Source organism: Streptomyces sp. NRRL S-1813, from assembly GCF_000719605.1.
Taxonomy (GTDB): Bacteria; Actinomycetota; Actinomycetes; order Streptomycetales; family Streptomycetaceae; genus Streptomyces; species Streptomyces decoyicus.
The window spans coordinates 19,599-36,319 of record NZ_JOHB01000046.1; the positions used below are offsets into that span (position 1 = coordinate 19,599).

Here is a 16,721-nt window from a genome sequence, read left to right on the forward strand (position 1 = left end):
CGTCGTTCCGGCCCCCACGCGAGCCCTCAGATGCTGAGATGGAGACGTGGACGCGCTCCCCCAACACCCGCTCGCTATCGCCCGGGACCTTTACGGCCTGTCCCAGAGCGGCCTCGCCGAGGAAATCAAACAGGCGGCGCGCCGCCGCGACCGCAGGGCCGGCACGACCAAGCAGCAGGTGTCAGTGTGGGAGCGCCCCGGTGGCCGCGTGCCCGATGCCTGGTTTCAAAAGCTGATCGCCGACGTCTTCCGCGTCGGCCACGACCGTGTGACCGTACTGGGCTGGCCGTACTGGCTGCCCGGGAACGAGGCACCCGCGGCCCTAGGTACAGGGGCGACGGTCGCCGCACTCAGAGAGGCCCAACGCTGCGCCATGCTCAACCGCCGCACCCTTGTCGGACTCGCACCCGCTGCTCTCGCGGCGCTCGCACAGCAGTGGGCCACCCTCGATCCCGCCCTTGCCGCGTCAGCCACCGACGGCCAGGCCGTCGCCCCGGAGTTCGTCACCTGGCTGGAGACCAGCGTCAAGCACCTCACCGGCATGGCCACCGTCGACCGCCAGCACAGCGCCCAGCTCCTGGACAGCTACTACGACACCGTGGTTGGTCTGCTGGAAAAGTCCCGCTACGACCAGGCGACCGAAGCCCGCCTGTACACGCTGGCCTCCTCCCTTGCCCAGACGATCGGTGGCACCGCTTCGACCACGACCACCACACCGCCGCCGGCCACTACTGGAGCGCCGCCCTCCACGCCGCCCACCAAGTCGGCGACGGCGACCGCGGAGCAGGTGTCCTCTCTGATTTGGCGTACCAGAACATCTGGCTCGGCCAGGCCGGCACCGCCATCGACGTCCTGGACCACGCTCTCTCCCGCACCCAGGACCCCACCGCCCGCTCCCTGCTCCACCTGCGCAAGGCCCGGGCCTTGGCCATGAACGGCGATGCCCGCGCCTGCCGCCGCGACCTCGACGCCGCAGAACACGCCCTCAACACCGCCACCACCGCACCACCCACATGGTGCTCCTGGATGAGCCCAGCAGTTATGCGGTCTGTCAAGCTGTCCCAGCCTGCAAGTGTCTCAAGGCTTTGCTGCTGCTTGGCCGCGTGACGGAGCCGCGGACCGGGCAGCAGCAGACGGGGTGCTAGGACGTGTTTGAGATGTTGATCAAGGTCGTGAAACGATCTTGAGATGTCTCGTGGCGACCTGACGGATGCGCAGTGGGAGCGGCTGGAGCCTCTGTTGCCGCCGATGCCGAAGATGGGCCGACCGCCGAGAGATCGGCGGCAGGTGTTCGACGGGATCTGGTGGCGGGCCCGGACCGGCTCGCCGTGGCGGGACGTGCCCGAGCGGTATGGCCCCTGGGAGACCGCATACACGGTCTTCCGTCGGTGGCAGATCGACGGGACCTGGCCTCGCATCTTGAAGAAGTTGCAGGTCAAGGTGGATGCCGACGGCATTATCGAGTGGGAGGTGTCGGTCGACTCGACCGTCTGCCGGGCTCATCAGCATGCTGCTGGGGCCCGCAAAAAGGGGCTGACGATCCGGGCCGGACGCGTACGGACGGCCTGGCGGCCGAGCCGGACGACCACGGCCTCGGACGCTCGCGCGGCGGCCTGACCACCAAGATTCACCTCGCCGTCGACGCCTCATCCCACGTCCTGGCCGCTGTCATCACAGCAGGCCAGCGGGGTGATGCGCCGGTCTTCGAGCAGGTCATGGAGCGAATCCGCATCCCCCGGCCCGGAGGCGGCCATCCGCGCACCCGGCCAGACCGTGTCCTCGCCGACCGCGCCTACTCCTCCCGCCAGATCCGTTCCTACCTGCGCAGACGCCAGATTCCGCACACCATCCCGGAGAAGCGCGACCAAGCTGGCCACCGGCTCCGTCGAGGCTCGGCTGGTGGCCGACCGCCCGGATTCGACCGCGAGGCGTACAAACGCAGGCACAAAGTCGAGTGCCGGATCGGCCTTCTCAAGCAGGCGAGAGGCGTCGCGACCAGGTACGACAAGCTCGCCGTCCGCTACGAGGCGACCGTCCAACTCGCCCTGATACGACAGACTCTGTGACCACATCTCAAACACGTCCTAGTACTGCAACGGTGCTTGTTCTGAGTGCCGGGCAGTTTTCAGGGGCTGTGTCCGCGTTGTTTGTAGTGACTCAGGCGGGCCTGATATTGGCGTCGTCGGCGCCATGTTGACCAGTGCAGGATGTGCTCGATCGGTGCTGGCCGGCGGTCGGTAGGGCGGTGGATCAGGCGTCGGATTTCGGCGAGGCTTAGGTGGATGAGCTGGGAGGATCCGTTTCTGCTTTGTCCGTGTCCAGCTGTCGGGCCCGCAGGACGGTCAGGCAGGCGTGGGCGGCCATGGCCAAGGTCATGTGGCGGTGCCAGCCGGGGTAGCGGCGGACCTGGTAGTCGTCCAGGCCGCATTCCTGCTTAGCGGTCTGGAAGCATTCCTCGACTGCCCATCGGCTGCCCGCGATGCGGATCAGCTCGTCCAGCGTTGTGTCGGCGGGACAGTAGGCGATGTAGTAGGAGATCTCCTCGGGCCTGCTGACGCTGCGGCGGGCAAGAACCCAGTGCCGGCGGTCCTCACGGTGCCAGGGCCTCACTTCGACGCGTGCCCAGTCGAAGATCCGCCGGCCATGGGCTCCTTCACCGCAAGAACGGCGCTTCCATTTCTGCCGCGGCAGGCCGGGAAACAGGTCGTGGACGGGGTGATCGATGGACCAGCGGGTGACGACGGTGTCGTGCCGGGTGGTGGCCATGACGTGGAAGACGTCCGCCTGCTCAAGCTCGAACCGCCAGCCCTTGCTGTAGCCGTAAGCGGCGTCCGCCGTCACCCAGCTGAACGGGACCTTGTCGGCGACGGCCCGGCGGACCATCGCCTTGGCCATGGCCACCTTCGTCTCGAAGGCGACGCTGTCATCGATGCCGGCCCGGCGGCAGCGGTCCCGGTCATCCGTCCAGGAGGTGGGCAGATACAGACGGCGGTCGATCAGCGTGCGTCCACGGCCGGTGGCGTAGGCGAGGAACACACCGATCTGGCTGTTCTCGGTGCGGCCGGCGGTTCCGGAGTACTGCCTTTGCACGCCGGCCGAGCGGATGCCCTTCTTCAGAAACCCGGTGTCATCGACGATCAGGACGGCGTCCCGGTCTCCGAGGTGTTCCACCACGTAGTCGCGTACGTCGTCCAGGACCTCGTCGGAATCCCACTCGATCCGGTTCAGCAGCCGGTGGATGCGATCGGGGCCCGCGTGACCGGCCTCCTCCGCCAGCGTCCAGCCGTTCTTCCGCTCCAGCGGCGCAACCAGCCCCCGCATATAGGCCAGCGCCGACTGACGCGGCTCCTCCCGGTTGAACCGGTGCACGAACCGCTCATGCACTACGTCCAGCTCGCCGGCCCACAACCTGACTTCAGCAAGGTCCCCACCCATAACCACACCAACGAACGAGCTGGCCAGCAGTCACGGCAAGCACCGTTGCAGTACTAGCAGTCCCCACTTCTTCCTCCGTGCGGCACGTTGCCAGAAGGCTGATCCCAACTCCGCTGACTCCGGCCCGGCCGGGCCGTCCCGGTGGAGGGTGGCTATCTGGTGAGCGGCAGTTGGCAGTTCGCCTCCGGTATGGCGCACGCCCCCCATTTCCACAGTGCGATCCAGGTAGAGGGCACCGGGGAGCTGCGGGTGCTGGCGATGCCGAAGTCGCAGGTGGAACTCGTCGACTATTGGGATGTGCTCGGGCTGCGTGCGACGCACAGTATTGATTACCACTGCGCCGATGTGTTTGTCCCGGCAACGCACACGTATCTCGCCACGACGACGAACCCGGCCAACGGCGGCGCGATCTACCGCCTCGGGTTGGTCAACATGTCCGCAATCGGACACACCGGGTGGGCGCTCGGTGTCGGGCGGCGCCTGCTCGATGAACTGAAGTTGGTCGCCGCGGCCAAATCCGGCACACGTAACGCCGCCGTCGACACCGCGCAGTTCCACGCGGCGTACGCAACCGCCGAAGCCAAACTTCGTTCGGCACGGGCGTGGGCGATGGAGGTATGGCGAGGTATTGAAGACACCCTGGATACAGGTGAGTTGACGAGTACCGAGCAGGACACTCTGCTCAGGCTGGCGCTCAACCACGCGACGTGGACCGTGCAGGACGTGGGTCAGACGGTGCACCCATCGGCGGGGACAGCGGCGATCCGGCGCGGGCCGATCGACCGGTTTCTGCGTGATCTCGGCACAGGTACCCAGCACATCACCTCAAGCCCCACGGTCCTTCAGAACTGCGGGAAATGGCTCAGCGGCGCGCAACCCCGGGCGCACTGGGAATTTCTCGACTTGATGCCATGCCCCCCAGGTCGGCGAGTGCGCACCGGCACGAAGGGGAGGCAGCGTACGCCCGGTTCCCGGATTCATGGTGCCTGCTACGACGCCGCCGCTTGGCAGCGGGGTCAAAGCCGATGCGCATGGTGATCATCCACGGCCTGCATCGTTCTGCCTGCCGCCCGCTGATCGACAGGGCGGTCGAACGACCGATTTCGCCCTATGGCCGCAATGTCTCCGAAGGTGACTCCCCGAACTGTTGGCGGTACGCGAGTGAGAAACGGCCCGGGTGCAGGAAGCCCCAGCGGGAGGCGACGGCGGTGACGGTCGCGGCACCCGGGTCGGAGGCCAGGAGTTCCTTGCGTACGCGGTCCAGGCGGACCTCGCGCAGGTACGCGAGCGGTGTCGTGCCGAGGTGCCGGCGGAAGCCTTCCTGAAGGGCCCGTACGCCGACGCCGACGCATTCCGCGATCTCCGCGACCGTGAGCGGCTCAGCGGCGTGTCCCTCGATGACCTCCATGGCGCGGCGGACCGCGGGCGGTGCGACGCGCGGCTGCTCACCGAGCAGCGCCGATGTGTAGTTGTTGGGCTGAGCCATCAGCAGCTGGGTCATGAGGAGTGATTCAAGCTGTTTTGTCACAACGGGCTGGCTTGTCATGCCACCAGGCCCCTCCGCCTCCCGGCGCATGAGGTCGACGATGTTGAGCCAGGATCGGGAGCCCGGTGTGGTGAGGTTCATGCCGAGCGAGAAGAGGAGCGGGCGGCGCACGGTGCGGCCGAGCAAGCTGCCCAGGTGCGATTCCAGCGACGATCGGTCGAACCACACGATCAGCTGCGGATTGCCGTCACCCCAGCGCATGTCCAACTTTCCGGTCGGAGAGGGGACAGAAGCGAGTTCCGGGGAGGAAATGATCTCCTCGCGGCCGCAGGTGATTTCGGCGTAACCGGCGAGCGGGATCTGGACCAGGAAAAAGCTCTCCAGATCGCCCGGTGTGATCCGGACTTCCGTTCCGTAATCGAGGTAATAGAGACCTGTCCGATCGAAGGGTGCGCCGTGCAGCCGGGCGTCGAGCGTCGCCGAGCGACGCATGATGCGCAGGTCATGCGGACAGAAGGCGCGGCCGACCTCGGCCCGCGCCTCCCAAATGTCCGTTGTATGGAACCACTGGTGATTTGCGAGAGGGGACTCTTCAGCGGGCATAGGAACCTCCACCGCCGAGATGCGCGATCGGGACAGCAACCCGCGTGATCCGGATAGCGCAGGTGATCTTGCCATACCAAGATTGATCCCTGACCGCCGCGGCCCCGAGAGAATCCTGGGAATCAACAATGCAGGGAGTGCCGGGCCGGACTGCGCTCGTCAGAGGCGGAGTCATGCCCAGCGGACAGCCCGTCGCCTGCGCGCTGCGCGTATTACGTGCGACCGGCGCGGCGAGGGCCGCCAAGACCGTACCCCCGCACGTCGCGGCACCCTTGCCTCTGCTGCCCCGGCCCGCCGATTCGGCCGGGCCCCTTTAGCCGGCCGGGTTACCCGGGGCCCATCCCCCGGCCCTACGGGTGACGCGGCCTCCCGCGGCTGCCCGCCAGCCCCCCTCCGGCGGGCAGCCGCATTCCACACAACCGCCGCCCACTCGTTGACGCCGCCACGTGCCGAAGCGCTGCACAGCGCACGGCACTGCACGGCACCGCTCAAGAAACCGCACACTCCAACCCCCGGAGATCCCCCTCATGCGCAAGATCACCATCATCGGAGCCGGCCAGGCGGGCCTCCAGCTCGGTATCGGCCTGCTCAGCCACGGCTTCGACGTCACCCTCGTGTCCAACCGCACCGGAGACCAGATCCGCGAGGGCCGGGTCATGTCCAGCCAGGCCATGTTCGGCACCGCGCTGGCCCACGAGCGCAACCTCGGCCTCGATTTCTGGGGCGACGCCTGCCCGCCGATCGCCGGGCTCGGCGTGAACATCGCCGACGGCCAGGGCGGCCGGGCGCTCTCCTTCGACGCCCGCCTTGAGGCCACCGCCCGTTCCATCGACCAGCGCGTCAAGATGCCACTCTGGATGGGCGAGTTCGCGCGCCGCGGCGGCCGTCTGGAGCTCTGCGAGGCCGGCATCGAGGACCTGGAGCGCTACGCCGCCGAGTCCGACCTGGTAATCGTCGCGGCCGGCAAGGGCGAGATCGCCGGGCTGTTCGAGCGGGACGCCATGCGTTCCCCGTACGACGCTCCGCAGCGCGCCCTGGCTCTGGCGTACGTCACCGGCATGGCAGAGCTGCCCGACCGCCCCGGCGTCAGCTTCAACGTCATCCCCGGTGTGGGTGAGTACTTCACCATGCCCAGCCTCACCACCAGCGGCCCCTGCGACATCATGTTCTTCGAGGGCATCCCGGGCGGCCCGCTCGACTGCTTCGACGGGCTCACCCCCCACCAGCAGCTGGCGAAGTTCCAGGAACTGCTGCGGACGTACGTTCCGTGGGAGGCCGAGCGCTGCACCGATGTCACGCTCACCGACCAGAACGGCACCCTCGCGGGCCGCTTCGCGCCGACCGTCCGCAAGCCCGTCGCCACACTGCCCTCCGGCGCGCAGGTGCTCGGCCTCGCCGACGTCGTCGTCCTCAACGACCCGATCACCGGTCAGGGGTCCAACAACGCTTCAAAGTGCGCGGCCTCTTACCTCGCCACCATCCTGGACCACGGCGAGCGCCCGTACGACGCCGCGTTCATGGAGCTGGCCTTCGGCCGCTTCTGGGACAACGCACAGTCCGCCACAACCTGGACCAACGCGATGCTCGGCGCCCCGCCGCAGCACGTCCTGGAGATCTTCGGCGCGGCAAGCGCCAACCCCCGTATCGCCGCCCGCTTCGTCAACGGCTTTGACGACCCGCGCGACTTGCACCACTGGTTCCTGGACCCGGTCGCCGCGAAGAACTACCTGACGGAGACGAGCGCCTGAGTGCCCGTCAGGACCTAGACAACCCAATTGGCGCTACGTCAGCGATACCACGTAACGAGATCGGGACAGCGGGACATGAGAAGGATCGCGGTATTGGGAGCCGGGCAGGCGGGTGCCCAACTCGCCCTGGGACTCCAGGCACACGGTTATGACGTCACCTTGGTCACCGACCGCGACCCCGACGAGATACGTCGCGGCCCGGTCATGTCCAGCCAGTGCATGTTCGACACCGCGCTGCAGAGCGAGCGCGAACTCGGACTGCATCACTGGGAGGGCCAGGCCCCGGACATCTCCGGCATCGCATTCTCTCTCATCGGTCCGCACGGCACTCCGAACGTCTCCTGGCGCGCGCCGCTGGAGGGCCCTGCCCACTCCGTCGATCAACGGGTCAAGTGTGCTGCCTGGATCGAGCAGTTCGCGGACGGCGACGACGGTGAGATCGTGCTGCACGAGGCGGGCGTCAACGACCTCGAATGGTACGCCCGTACGCACGATCTCGTCGTGGTCTCCACGGGCAAGGGCGAGCTGAGCCAACTCTTCCCGCGCAACTCCGAACTCTCCCCGTACGACGGGCCGCGCCGTGCGCTGGCCCTGACGTACGTCACGGGAGCGGCACCGCGCGAGGGGGAGGGCGCCGTCCACTACCGCCTGGTCCCCGGCGTCGGCGAATACTTCTCCTTCCCGGCCCTCACCGCCACCGGACCCTGCGACATCATGGTCTTCGAAGGCGTCCCCGGCGGCCCGATGGACTGCTGGGACGACATCCGCACGCCTGAAGGCCACCTCACCCGCTCACTGGAAGTCCTCCACCGGTTCTTCCCCGACGAATACGAACGCTGCCGGCACGCCCTGCTCACCGACAACGGCGGCGTGTTGCGCGGACGGATCACGCCGACCGTCCGGCACCCCGTCGCCCGCCTGGCCTCCGGCCGGCACGTCCTCGGCATGGCCGACGCCGTCGTCCTCAACGATCCGATCACCGGCCAGGGCTCGAACAACGCGGCCCAGGCCGCGGCCCACTACCTCGACAGCATCCTCCGCCACGGCACCGCCGAATTCACCCCGCAGTGGATGCAGCGCACCTTCGACAGCTTCTGGCTCGGCTGGGCTCAATGGGCCGTCGGCTGGACCAACTCTCTCCTGACCGACCTGAGTCCCCACCACCACGACCTCCTGACAGCGGCAGCCGAACTCCCCGCTGTCGCCGACGCCCTCGCCGCCGGATTCGACGACCCGCGCACCCTCTACCGCTGGTGGTTCGAGGAGGCCGAGGCGCGCCGCTTCCTCGCCGAGAAGCGCGCCCAGCACGCCGCCCGCTTCGACGGCCGCGAACTGCGCCGTGCGCTGGGCCAGTACGCCACCGGCGTGACCGTGGTGACGGCCCGCGCCCCCGACGGCCGCAACGTCGGCATGACCGCGAACTCCTTCACCTCCGTCTCGTTGAACCCGCCCCTCGTCCTGTGGTGCCCCGGCAAAAACAGCCCGAGCCTCCCGGACTTCACCGACGCCTCGCACTTCGCCGTCCACATACTGGCCGCCGACCAGCACCACCTCTCCCGCCAGTTCGCCACCCCGGCCGACGACAAATTCCGCGGTACCCCCACCACCCCCGGCATCGCCGGCACCCCTCTCCTGGACGGCGCGGTCGCCCGCTTCCAATGCCGCACCGTCCAACGCCTGGACGCCGGCGACCACGTCATCTTCCTCGGTGAGGTGGAACAGTACGAGGCCGATGGCGGTACCCCCCTGGTGTTTCACTCGGGGTACTACCACGTGGCGACGAAGCATCCAGATCTGTGAACGCGCATGCGGATCCGTTCCGTTCTTCTGCGCGGTGGAGAGAGACTTCCCGAGGCTGTCCTATGACACCAGGCTTCCCCTGAACCACCGCCGCAGCGCACTGGCGCCCCGAGCGCGACGGCGTCCGCGCCCGGAGCATCGATCGTGACGCTGTGCCACGCCCCAGACCGCCTATGTCCCGGCCAGGTAAGTTCGTCACGAGCAAGGTGAGCTCGATCGAGACCGTTCGAGCGCCCGGCAAGCGGATAACCGGGCTCAGTGGTGCGCAACCTCGCGCGGCTGCGGATCAGCCTCCCCTGCATATCGCTGCCGCGGCGAGCAGCGTCTGGCAGCAGCGCCTCCTCACCGAGGAAGATCTGGTACGTCAGGAGGAGGCCGAGGACCACACCGTCCCGGACGGTACGGCGGCCAGGCGTGCCGCCGCTGTCATGGCCGCCACCGTGATGGCCACGCGCCCCGCACAGCCTCAGCAGCCGGTCGATGATCAGCGGCATCATGAACAGCACCGCGAAGTTCGGATGCGCGTTGGCGTGCGAGATCATCGGCGGTGCGAAAGCGCACAGGCCCCGCCGAGCGCGGCTGCCCGGCGCGACCGTACGAATCGCCTGAGGAGCAGCCAGTACCAGGCGGCCGCGGTCGCGGTCAGGCCGCCGGTCAGTACCAGTGCCCAGGTCACGGCGGGTCCGAAGAGCGCGGTGACGGGCGCCAGCGGTACGGACAGTCCGAGCATGGCGGTGTTCGCCATCAGGTTCACACCCAGCGGATGGTTCTGCAGGATGGTGAAGAACGGGTCGTGCAGCCCGAAGACATGGTGCGCGGTGACCGCGAAGAACCACTCCCACTGGTTCTGGTCCTGCCCGCTGTCGGCCAGGTAGCTCCGGTCAACGTCGGCCCACAGCCCCTTGAAAAGCCACAGGAACACCAGCAGATAGCCGAGCACCACGACCCGGTCGGCGGGCCGCATCCTTCGCAGGGCACTTCGCACCCGCAGCCGCACCAGTTCCAGGACACTCCGGCGTAGTCCAGCGCACGCACCTTGGCCCCCCTGGTGCGCCCAGCGCACCGGCACCTCGGCCACCGGCCACTTCGCCTCGTGGAACATCCGCAGAATCTCCACGTCGATGCCCCAGCCGTCGACCCGCGAACGCCCGAAGACCGCGCGTGCCTCGTCGCCGTCGAAGAGCTTGAAGCCACACTGTGTATCCCGGACACCGGGCACGGCGACCGCCCGTATCACCTGGTTGCCCACCCGGCCGAGCAACTTCCGCAGCGGATGCTGGCACACCTCGACGCGGGCGCCCCCCTGCGCGCGGGATCCGATCGCGGCGGCGTAACCCACGTCGAGCTGATCGTGCAGCAGCGCCACCTCCTCGATGGGGGGAGCCAGATCGGCGTCGGTCACCAGCACCCGGCCGCCTCGCGAGGCGAGCACACCCAGGCGCACCGCGTGGCCCTTGCCGTGGTTACGCACGTGCGAGGCAGGCAGTCCAGGGTCCGGCGGCGACCCCACCAGCCGGATCCGCGGCTCGGCCGCCGCCGCCTCGCGGACAGCGGCCGCGGTGGCGTCCGTTGAGCCGTCGTCGACAACGATCAGCTCCCAGCCGGCATGCCGACCGGGCGAGGAGCGCAGATAGCGGCAGATCGCATCGAGGGTCCGAGGCAGCCGGTGCTCCTCGTTGTACGCGGGCACCACGACCGTCAGATCGACGGTGCCGGGCGCCGGCACGCCGGTGGCGGCAGGGAGGGAAGAAGAGTGCAACACGCATCGGGGACCACACCGGACCGCCCGCGGGTTGTATGCCCTGCGTCACATACCCTCACGGTGCCTGTCCCCTCACCGAAGCAGCCGACGCGTGCTGAGCTCGAACATCGCGTGGCTGCCCGGAGAACGAGCACCAGCCCCATCGGGTCTGAGCCCCTCGACCTGACGGGCGGCCCTGACTACCCGTACTGGCTGGCGTTGTTGAGTCTCCCGGGTGTCCGCCTCCTCATCGATCGCCAGCCACTGTTGCGCAGCGGCGAGCCGCTCGGTCACCGCGTGGTCTCCGTGGAAGCGAGCGCGCAACTGCCGGCTTTCGCGGTGGCCTCACACGTCAGGCTTCCTTCGCTTTCAGCAAGGCTCCTCTGATTGCTACCGGAGCGGTGGCCAGTGAGCCAGGATCGCGGGCTGAGGAACCGGCTTTGCGTCCTGTGTGAGCCATCTACGGCCGTCAGCCGGACTCGTGGGACGAGCAAGCCCCTGATGGATCGTTGCGCCGCTACAACACCACGTGCACGTTGATGCGGAAGGAACTCGCGTAGGTCCCGTCCCACGACCCGTGCGAGAAGCTGTGGGTGCGGAGCGGCTCCTCCGCTCCCAATTCGCCCTGCCCGTGCATGACGCGGCACGCCCGTACTCGAGAGACCTCAAGGACCGTGTGGGAGGGATAGCCCGTCGTCACGCTGTGGTGGAGGGAGCAGGAGGAGTGCTTGCCGTAGGACCAGGTACCGTCCGTGCACTTGGGCGTGTCGCCATTCGGGTCGGAGTCCGACCAGTCTCAGCTTTGGGTGGAATGACAGTGACCGTGGGCGACTTCGGGCGGGCACGGAGCCACTGTTGCGCCGCGGTCGTGACGCCACTCGATCAGCGCGATGACCAACGCCGACAAGATGGCGGCGATGCCGACGCCGACGGACGCTGCCACGGCCAGCCGGTATTCGTCCCCGCTTGAGGCCAGTACCAGGTAGTACGTGCCGGGCAGCGCGGCCGTCCCCACTGCCCCGCCCAGTCGCTGTCCGGTCTGCAACGCACCGCCGGCGGCGCCCGCCATCCGCACCTGAACATCCCGCAGCGTCATCGTCACATTCGGGGAGATGACGAAGCCACTGCCGATACCGCCCACGAGGAGGGCGGGGACAGCGGCCCAGACGGCGACCGATGACGGGGCGAACCTGAGCAGCAGCGCCGCTGCGGCGAGCCCGACAACGACGCCGACCAGGCCGAGCACGGTCAGCAGCCTGCCCATCCGCTCCACTAGCCGTCCGGCTACGACGGCCGCTCCCGCGGAGCCCACCGCGAACGGTGTCACGGCCAGTCCGGACTGCAGCGGCGAATAGCCCAGGCCGTTTTGGAAGAACAGCGCGAACACGATCCACACACCACTGAATCCCATGAAGTAGAGCGTCGCCAGGCTGGCACCGGTCGCATAGCCGCGGGTTCCGGTAATCAACCGTGGATGCAGCAGCGGTTCGCCGTCTTGGGCTGCGACTCGGCGCTCCCACTTCCCGAAGCCGACCAGCAGCAGTGCCCCTACTGGGAAGAGCCACCACAGACGGCGCACACCGCCGGAGTCGGCTTGGACCAACGGCAGCAGAACCGCCAGGACACCGCACCCGATCAGAGCAACCCCCGACAGATCGAGGTGTCCCCTCTTACCCGGGGCGACACGGGGCAGCAGCCGGTAGCCGAGTACAAGTGCCACAGCACCGACGGGAAAGTTGACAAAGAAGATCCAGCGCCAGCCCTGGGGCCCGGTGGCCAGGGCGAGAATGAGGCCTCCGGTGATCGGACCGACCACACTGGAAATCCCGACGGTGGCGCCGAACAAGCCGAAGGCACGAGCACGCTCGGCTCCACTGAACATCTGTTGGATCAGCGCAGAATTCTGCGGAGCAAGGCAGCCTGCGGCGATTCCTTGCGCCATGCGGGCGATGACGAGCAGGGTGATCGTCGGGGCCGCCCCCGCTGCGATGCTGCACAAGACGAAGGCCGCGAGCGCTCCGAGGAAAATCCGGCGTCGGCCGATCGCATCGCCAAGACGCCCGGCCGGCACCAGCGCAAGCGCGAACGTCAGCGCATACCCGGACACCACCCATTGCACTGCGGCCGGGGAGGCGCCCAGATCCCTTTGCATCGAGGGCAGCGCGACCGCGACGATCGTCACATCGAGCAGGATCATGAAGCCCGCCACCAGCGTGACCCACAAGGCCCGCCAACGGCTCGGATCCAGCCGGCCGGCTGACGCCGCCGTGCCTGGTGGTCGCCTACTCGGTCCCACGGGGGCTCCTTTCGACGGAGTCACGACCCAGTGTCCGTGCACACGACAGACCAGACATTACGTGCATAAATACGACTACTCATCCGATCAGATAGGCCCCTGCGGTTTTCCGGCCAAGGGGAGGAAAACCAGCACCGGAATCAGGCATGCTGGCTGCCAGAGCCCCAAAACCTGGAGTTACCGTCGTACAGCAGCAGGGCCATTCACCACGGGTAAGCATGATTGATCGTGACGGCGAAACCGAGCCATCATCACCTGATCATGGGCGTGGTGGCACGATCTGCGGTCATGGCGGCGGCCTGGCGCCAGGGCTGCCCCGGCCGTCGCCGGCCCGCTGAGCCGGAGGCCTCCCCGTCCAGGTGGCACGGGGAGGCCTCCGGTGGTGTGGTCACCGGCCGAGAACCCGCAGTAGCCGCGCCTCCTTCTCCGGGGGGAGCCCGACCGGGGAGTGGCCGGGGCGCTGGGGCACCCGGCCGCCCCGGTCCCGCATCCACGTCCAGGTGTCGGCCACCGTTTCGGTTACCGGGCGGCACCGCAGCCCGGTGGCGACGGCTCTGGAGACGTCCGGTTGGTGCAGGGCCCGGTGGCTTTCCCCTGGCGGCAGCCAGATGGGCAGCTCGGTCCACGGCTGGATGTCGGCGGCGAGCACCGCGTCCGGGTCGGCCCAGAGCAGTTCGGCACGGGCACCGGTGACACGCACGCAGGCCTCCAGCAGCTCGCACGACCTGGTGTGTCCCGGCGGGCTCACCAGGTTGTAGGGGCCGTCGAGTCCGCGTTTGGCGGCGTCCAGGGTCCAGCCGGCGAGGTCGCGGGCGTCGATGTACTGCAACGGCAGGTGCCAGGGACCGGGCGCCGGCACCGGCCCGCCGCGTGCGATCCGCGACAGCCACCACGGCAGCCGTCCCACGTTTTCCCGTGGGCCGAGGATCAGTCCGGCACGCACCAGCAGGGACCGGTCCCCGAACACGTCCTCCACCGCCAGCTCCCAGCCCCGTTTGGCCTGCGGGTACCCGACCTCACCGTCGTCCGGCGAGGCGTCGTCGACCACGGGGCTTATCTCGGAGAGTCCGGCGGGCGCCGGGTGACGGTAGACCGAGCGGCTGGAGACATAGACGTAACGTTCCGTCCGGTCGGCCAACAGCCGGGCAGCGTCCCGCACGGCGGACGGCGCGCCGGCCCAGGTGTCGACGACGACGTCCGACTTCCCCCGTTCCAGGCCGACCGTGCCGCCCGCGCGAAGGCGATCCCCCCGCACGGAGAACGCACCCGGCGGAGGGTCGTGGTGTCCGCGGGCAGGGTCGCAACTGGCGTGGGTGTCGGCGTGGGTGAACAGTTCCTCGGTGATCCGGCGCAGTTCGGTGAGGCGTTCGCCGGCCGGGGCGTACTGCTCGACGGCGGAGGTGAGTTCCTGGGTGAGTCTGGCGTGGCAAACAGAGTTGACGTCCGAGGTGGACTCGGGTCTCCTGCTGCGATGTCTGATCTTCGTATCCAGCAGCCGGACGGCGACGCCACCCTCAAGGACTGGCAGCAGGTCCACAACGTGATCATCCCTACCCACCTCCTTTCGCTGGATGAGGTGGGGGAACGTGCACAGCGCCACCACTTGGAGGTCGCGTATGTCGGTGACGTCCTCATCGGGTGCAGCACGGTGCGCCCGCCTACGGACGAAACCCAGACGGCCACGGTGATCGCCCGAGTACTCGCCGCTCACCGTGGTCAGGGCTTTGGCGAGGAACTCTATGCGCGCGGGCGCAAACGGGCGCAGGAACTCGGCGCCGAAGTGATCGAGACTGTCGTCCTGTCCTCCAACGAGGACGGTCTGCGGTTCGCACGCAAGCACGGGTTCGTCGAAACCGAGCGATACCTGCTGCCCGGCGACAGCATCCCCTGGATCGACTTGCGCCTCTCCCGGTCCTGACGTGTCCGGAGCCCGTTGCTCCGGACACGTCCCGGACTGGCATGGATCGTGAGGGGCCCGGCGTCACGTGTGGCCTCGGTCAGGGAGTGCCAATGGCGGTCCGTGGTGAGAAGAACGCCGTGGCTGGGAAGCGGGAGGTGCGTGCCGTGGACTTCGTTCAATTGTGGTGCGGCGCTCGGCTGCGGCGGGGCGAAGTGTCTTGAGCTTCGGCTCAGTCCAGGATGGCGAGGTGGTCGGCTCCGCCCCCGCGCCACTCGATGAGGAAGAGAGTTGCGTCGTCGCTGGTTGTGCCGCCCCGTTCCTCCATCAAGGCGTGGGAGAGAGAGCGCACCACCGCCCGCACTCCCTTCTCGGCGCGCTCGATGCTGTTGACCCAGTCGATGAGTTGCTCCACGCCGAACTGCTCCCCGCCGGCTTCGTGCTCCTCGATCAGGCCGTCGGTGAAGCACAGCACCCGGTCGCCGCGCTGAAGGGTCTGCTCACTGATCCGGGGCTGTTCACCGCCGAAGCCGACCGGCAAGGTGGTCGCACTCTCCAGTTGCCGGACGACCTGGTGGTCGCGGATCAGCAGCGGTGCCGGGTGGCCCGCATTGACCCGTTGCAGGTGGCCGGTTGCGACGTTCAGGCGCATCATCTGCGCGGTGACGAAGTGGTCGGGTCCGAACTGGTCGGAGATGGCCTGGTCCATGAAGGCGTAGATCTCGGACAGGCCGATGTCGGCGCGTCTGGCATGACGGTAAGCGCCGATGGCGACGGTCGCCATGGTGGCGGCGTCCAGGCCGTGGCCCATCGCGTCGATGGTCGCCACGTGCAGGATGTCGTCGTTGAGGGCGTAGTCGAAGCTGTCTCCGGCGACGTTGTAGGCGGGTTCGAGGATTCCGGCCACCGCGACCTGCGGGGTGGACATCGCCACTGGCGGCAGCAGAGACCACTGGATTTCCGCGGCCACGCTCATCGGTTCGCGGCGCCGGGCGAGGAAGAACCGGTCGGTGTAGCTGTGCTTGGTGACCAGCATGTCGGCGACCAGGCCGGCGAGTCTGCGTAGCAGCCGCCGGTCATCGTCATCGGCGGTGGCCAGGGTGAGGGCCATCACTCCCACCTGGTCGCTGCCGTCCAGCAACGGCAGGTACATCCGGACGCCGTCGGCCTGCGGTACCTCCACAGGGGTCGCGTAGAGGAAAGCCGTGCCGGCGTGCGAGTCACCGATCGGCTCGGGCTCGCCGACGGTCAGCCGCCTACCCGGCAGCGGCACCAGCACCCGCTGGCCGTAGTCCTGCAGGAGGATCGAGACGTCGTGGCCACCGACTCTGGCCACCTCTTCCGCGATCAGCGGGGCGATCAGCTGCGGCGGCATCTCGTGCGCCCGGTCCAGCAGCACCCCGAGCAGCCGCTCGCCGAACCCTTCCGACCGATCCACCATGGCCTTGTCAGGCCAGCGCCCACCGTCCGCCACAGCCGCTCCCTTTCGCCACAGCAGAGCCGGTTTCGCCTACGGGGCGGTCCCTCCAAGGGACCGCTCACCAGGCGGCGGCCTTGGGCCTCGGGGGCTTGGTGCCGACCCGGCTCACCTTGCACATCCGCGCGAAGAGCCACCTACGCGATCTGTACACACGGGTTCCTGACCGACCGTGATCAACCCGCACAGAGTGACGCGCCCGGCCAGCCCAACGAGCCCATTACGCCAAAAGCGGCAT

At 68.3% G+C, this 16,721-nt stretch carries 12 protein-coding genes and 1 pseudogene; 7 read left to right on the forward strand and 6 right to left on the reverse strand.

Annotation, left to right across the window (positions count from 1 at the left end):
* The first annotated feature begins 46 nt into the window (after nucleotides 1-46).
* Both IF67_RS39860 and IF67_RS42485 read left to right on the forward strand, forming a co-directional pair.
* Nucleotides 47-934 carry a helix-turn-helix domain-containing protein gene (locus IF67_RS39860; RefSeq protein ID WP_051818974.1) on the forward strand — a complete coding sequence of 296 codons (888 nt, stop codon included), beginning with the start codon at nucleotides 47-49 and terminating at the stop codon, nucleotides 932-934.
* Nucleotides 935-1,188: 254 nt separating this feature from the next.
* A protein-coding gene (locus IF67_RS42485) for an IS5 family transposase (RefSeq protein WP_234341570.1) occupies nucleotides 1,189-2,066 on the forward strand; the annotation gives its coding sequence in 2 pieces (ribosomal slippage) (nucleotides 1,189-1,522 and nucleotides 1,522-2,066; 879 coding nt in all).
* Between the two features lie 208 nt (nucleotides 2,067-2,274).
* Here IF67_RS42485 and IF67_RS0135735 read toward each other — a convergent pair.
* Nucleotides 2,275-3,435 carry an IS701 family transposase gene (locus tag IF67_RS0135735; RefSeq protein WP_037840262.1) on the reverse strand — a complete coding sequence of 387 codons (1,161 nt, stop codon included), beginning with the start codon at nucleotides 3,433-3,435 and terminating at the stop codon, nucleotides 2,275-2,277.
* A 159-nt stretch (nucleotides 3,436-3,594) separates the two neighbouring features.
* Here IF67_RS0135735 and IF67_RS0135740 point away from each other — a divergent pair, with 159 nt between their 5' ends.
* Nucleotides 3,595-4,473 (forward strand): hypothetical protein, encoded by an 879-nt coding sequence (locus IF67_RS0135740; RefSeq protein WP_234341572.1) that lies wholly within the window; start codon nucleotides 3,595-3,597, stop codon nucleotides 4,471-4,473.
* 70 nt (nucleotides 4,474-4,543) lie between these two features.
* Here the strand turns inward: IF67_RS0135740 and IF67_RS0135745 are convergent, their stop codons facing one another.
* On the reverse strand, nucleotides 4,544-5,524 hold the full coding sequence (locus IF67_RS0135745) for an AraC family transcriptional regulator (protein ID WP_030992819.1): 981 nt from the start codon (nucleotides 5,522-5,524) through the stop codon (nucleotides 4,544-4,546).
* A 527-nt stretch (nucleotides 5,525-6,051) separates the two neighbouring features.
* Between IF67_RS0135745 and IF67_RS0135750 the strand changes: the two genes are divergently transcribed.
* Both IF67_RS0135750 and IF67_RS0135755 read left to right on the forward strand, forming a co-directional pair.
* Nucleotides 6,052-7,272, forward strand: coding sequence for a styrene monooxygenase/indole monooxygenase family protein (locus IF67_RS0135750; protein WP_030992820.1), 1,221 nt, complete (start codon nucleotides 6,052-6,054; stop codon nucleotides 7,270-7,272).
* Between the two features lie 75 nt (nucleotides 7,273-7,347).
* Complete coding sequence (locus IF67_RS0135755; protein ID WP_030992823.1) at nucleotides 7,348-9,072, forward strand: styrene monooxygenase/indole monooxygenase family protein; 1,725 nt, start codon at nucleotides 7,348-7,350, stop codon at nucleotides 9,070-9,072.
* Nucleotides 9,073-9,610: 538 nt separating this feature from the next.
* Here IF67_RS0135755 and IF67_RS39865 read toward each other — a convergent pair.
* The gene (locus tag IF67_RS39865; RefSeq protein WP_420708738.1) at nucleotides 9,611-10,834 is read right to left on the reverse strand and encodes a dolichyl-phosphate beta-glucosyltransferase; all 1,224 of its coding nucleotides are present in this window, start codon (nucleotides 10,832-10,834) and stop codon (nucleotides 9,611-9,613) included.
* Nucleotides 10,835-11,274: 440 nt separating this feature from the next.
* On the opposite strand from IF67_RS39865, the pseudogene IF67_RS45495 reads away from it, so the two are divergent.
* A pseudogene (locus tag IF67_RS45495) lies at nucleotides 11,275-11,373 on the forward strand (GNAT family N-acetyltransferase); the annotation flags it as partial.
* Nucleotides 11,374-11,609: 236 nt separating this feature from the next.
* On the opposite strand, the gene IF67_RS0135775 reads toward IF67_RS45495, so the two are convergent.
* A complete protein-coding gene (locus IF67_RS0135775) occupies nucleotides 11,610-13,109 on the reverse strand; it encodes an MFS transporter (protein ID WP_051818978.1) in 1,500 nt (499 codons plus the stop codon).
* Nucleotides 13,110-13,497: 388 nt separating this feature from the next.
* Nucleotides 13,498-14,454, reverse strand: coding sequence for a reductase (locus tag IF67_RS0135780; protein ID WP_234341574.1), 957 nt, complete (start codon nucleotides 14,452-14,454; stop codon nucleotides 13,498-13,500).
* Between the two features lie 126 nt (nucleotides 14,455-14,580).
* Here IF67_RS0135780 and IF67_RS0135785 point away from each other — a divergent pair, with 126 nt between their 5' ends.
* Nucleotides 14,581-15,027, forward strand: coding sequence for a GNAT family N-acetyltransferase (locus tag IF67_RS0135785; RefSeq protein ID WP_030992843.1), 447 nt, complete (start codon nucleotides 14,581-14,583; stop codon nucleotides 15,025-15,027).
* A gap of 211 nt (nucleotides 15,028-15,238) precedes the next feature.
* Here the strand turns inward: IF67_RS0135785 and IF67_RS0135790 are convergent, their stop codons facing one another.
* Nucleotides 15,239-16,447: a PP2C family protein-serine/threonine phosphatase gene (locus IF67_RS0135790; RefSeq protein ID WP_199812843.1), complete on the reverse strand. Its 1,209-nt coding sequence runs from the start codon at nucleotides 16,445-16,447 to the stop codon at nucleotides 15,239-15,241.
* Between the last annotated feature and the right edge of the window lie 274 nt (nucleotides 16,448-16,721).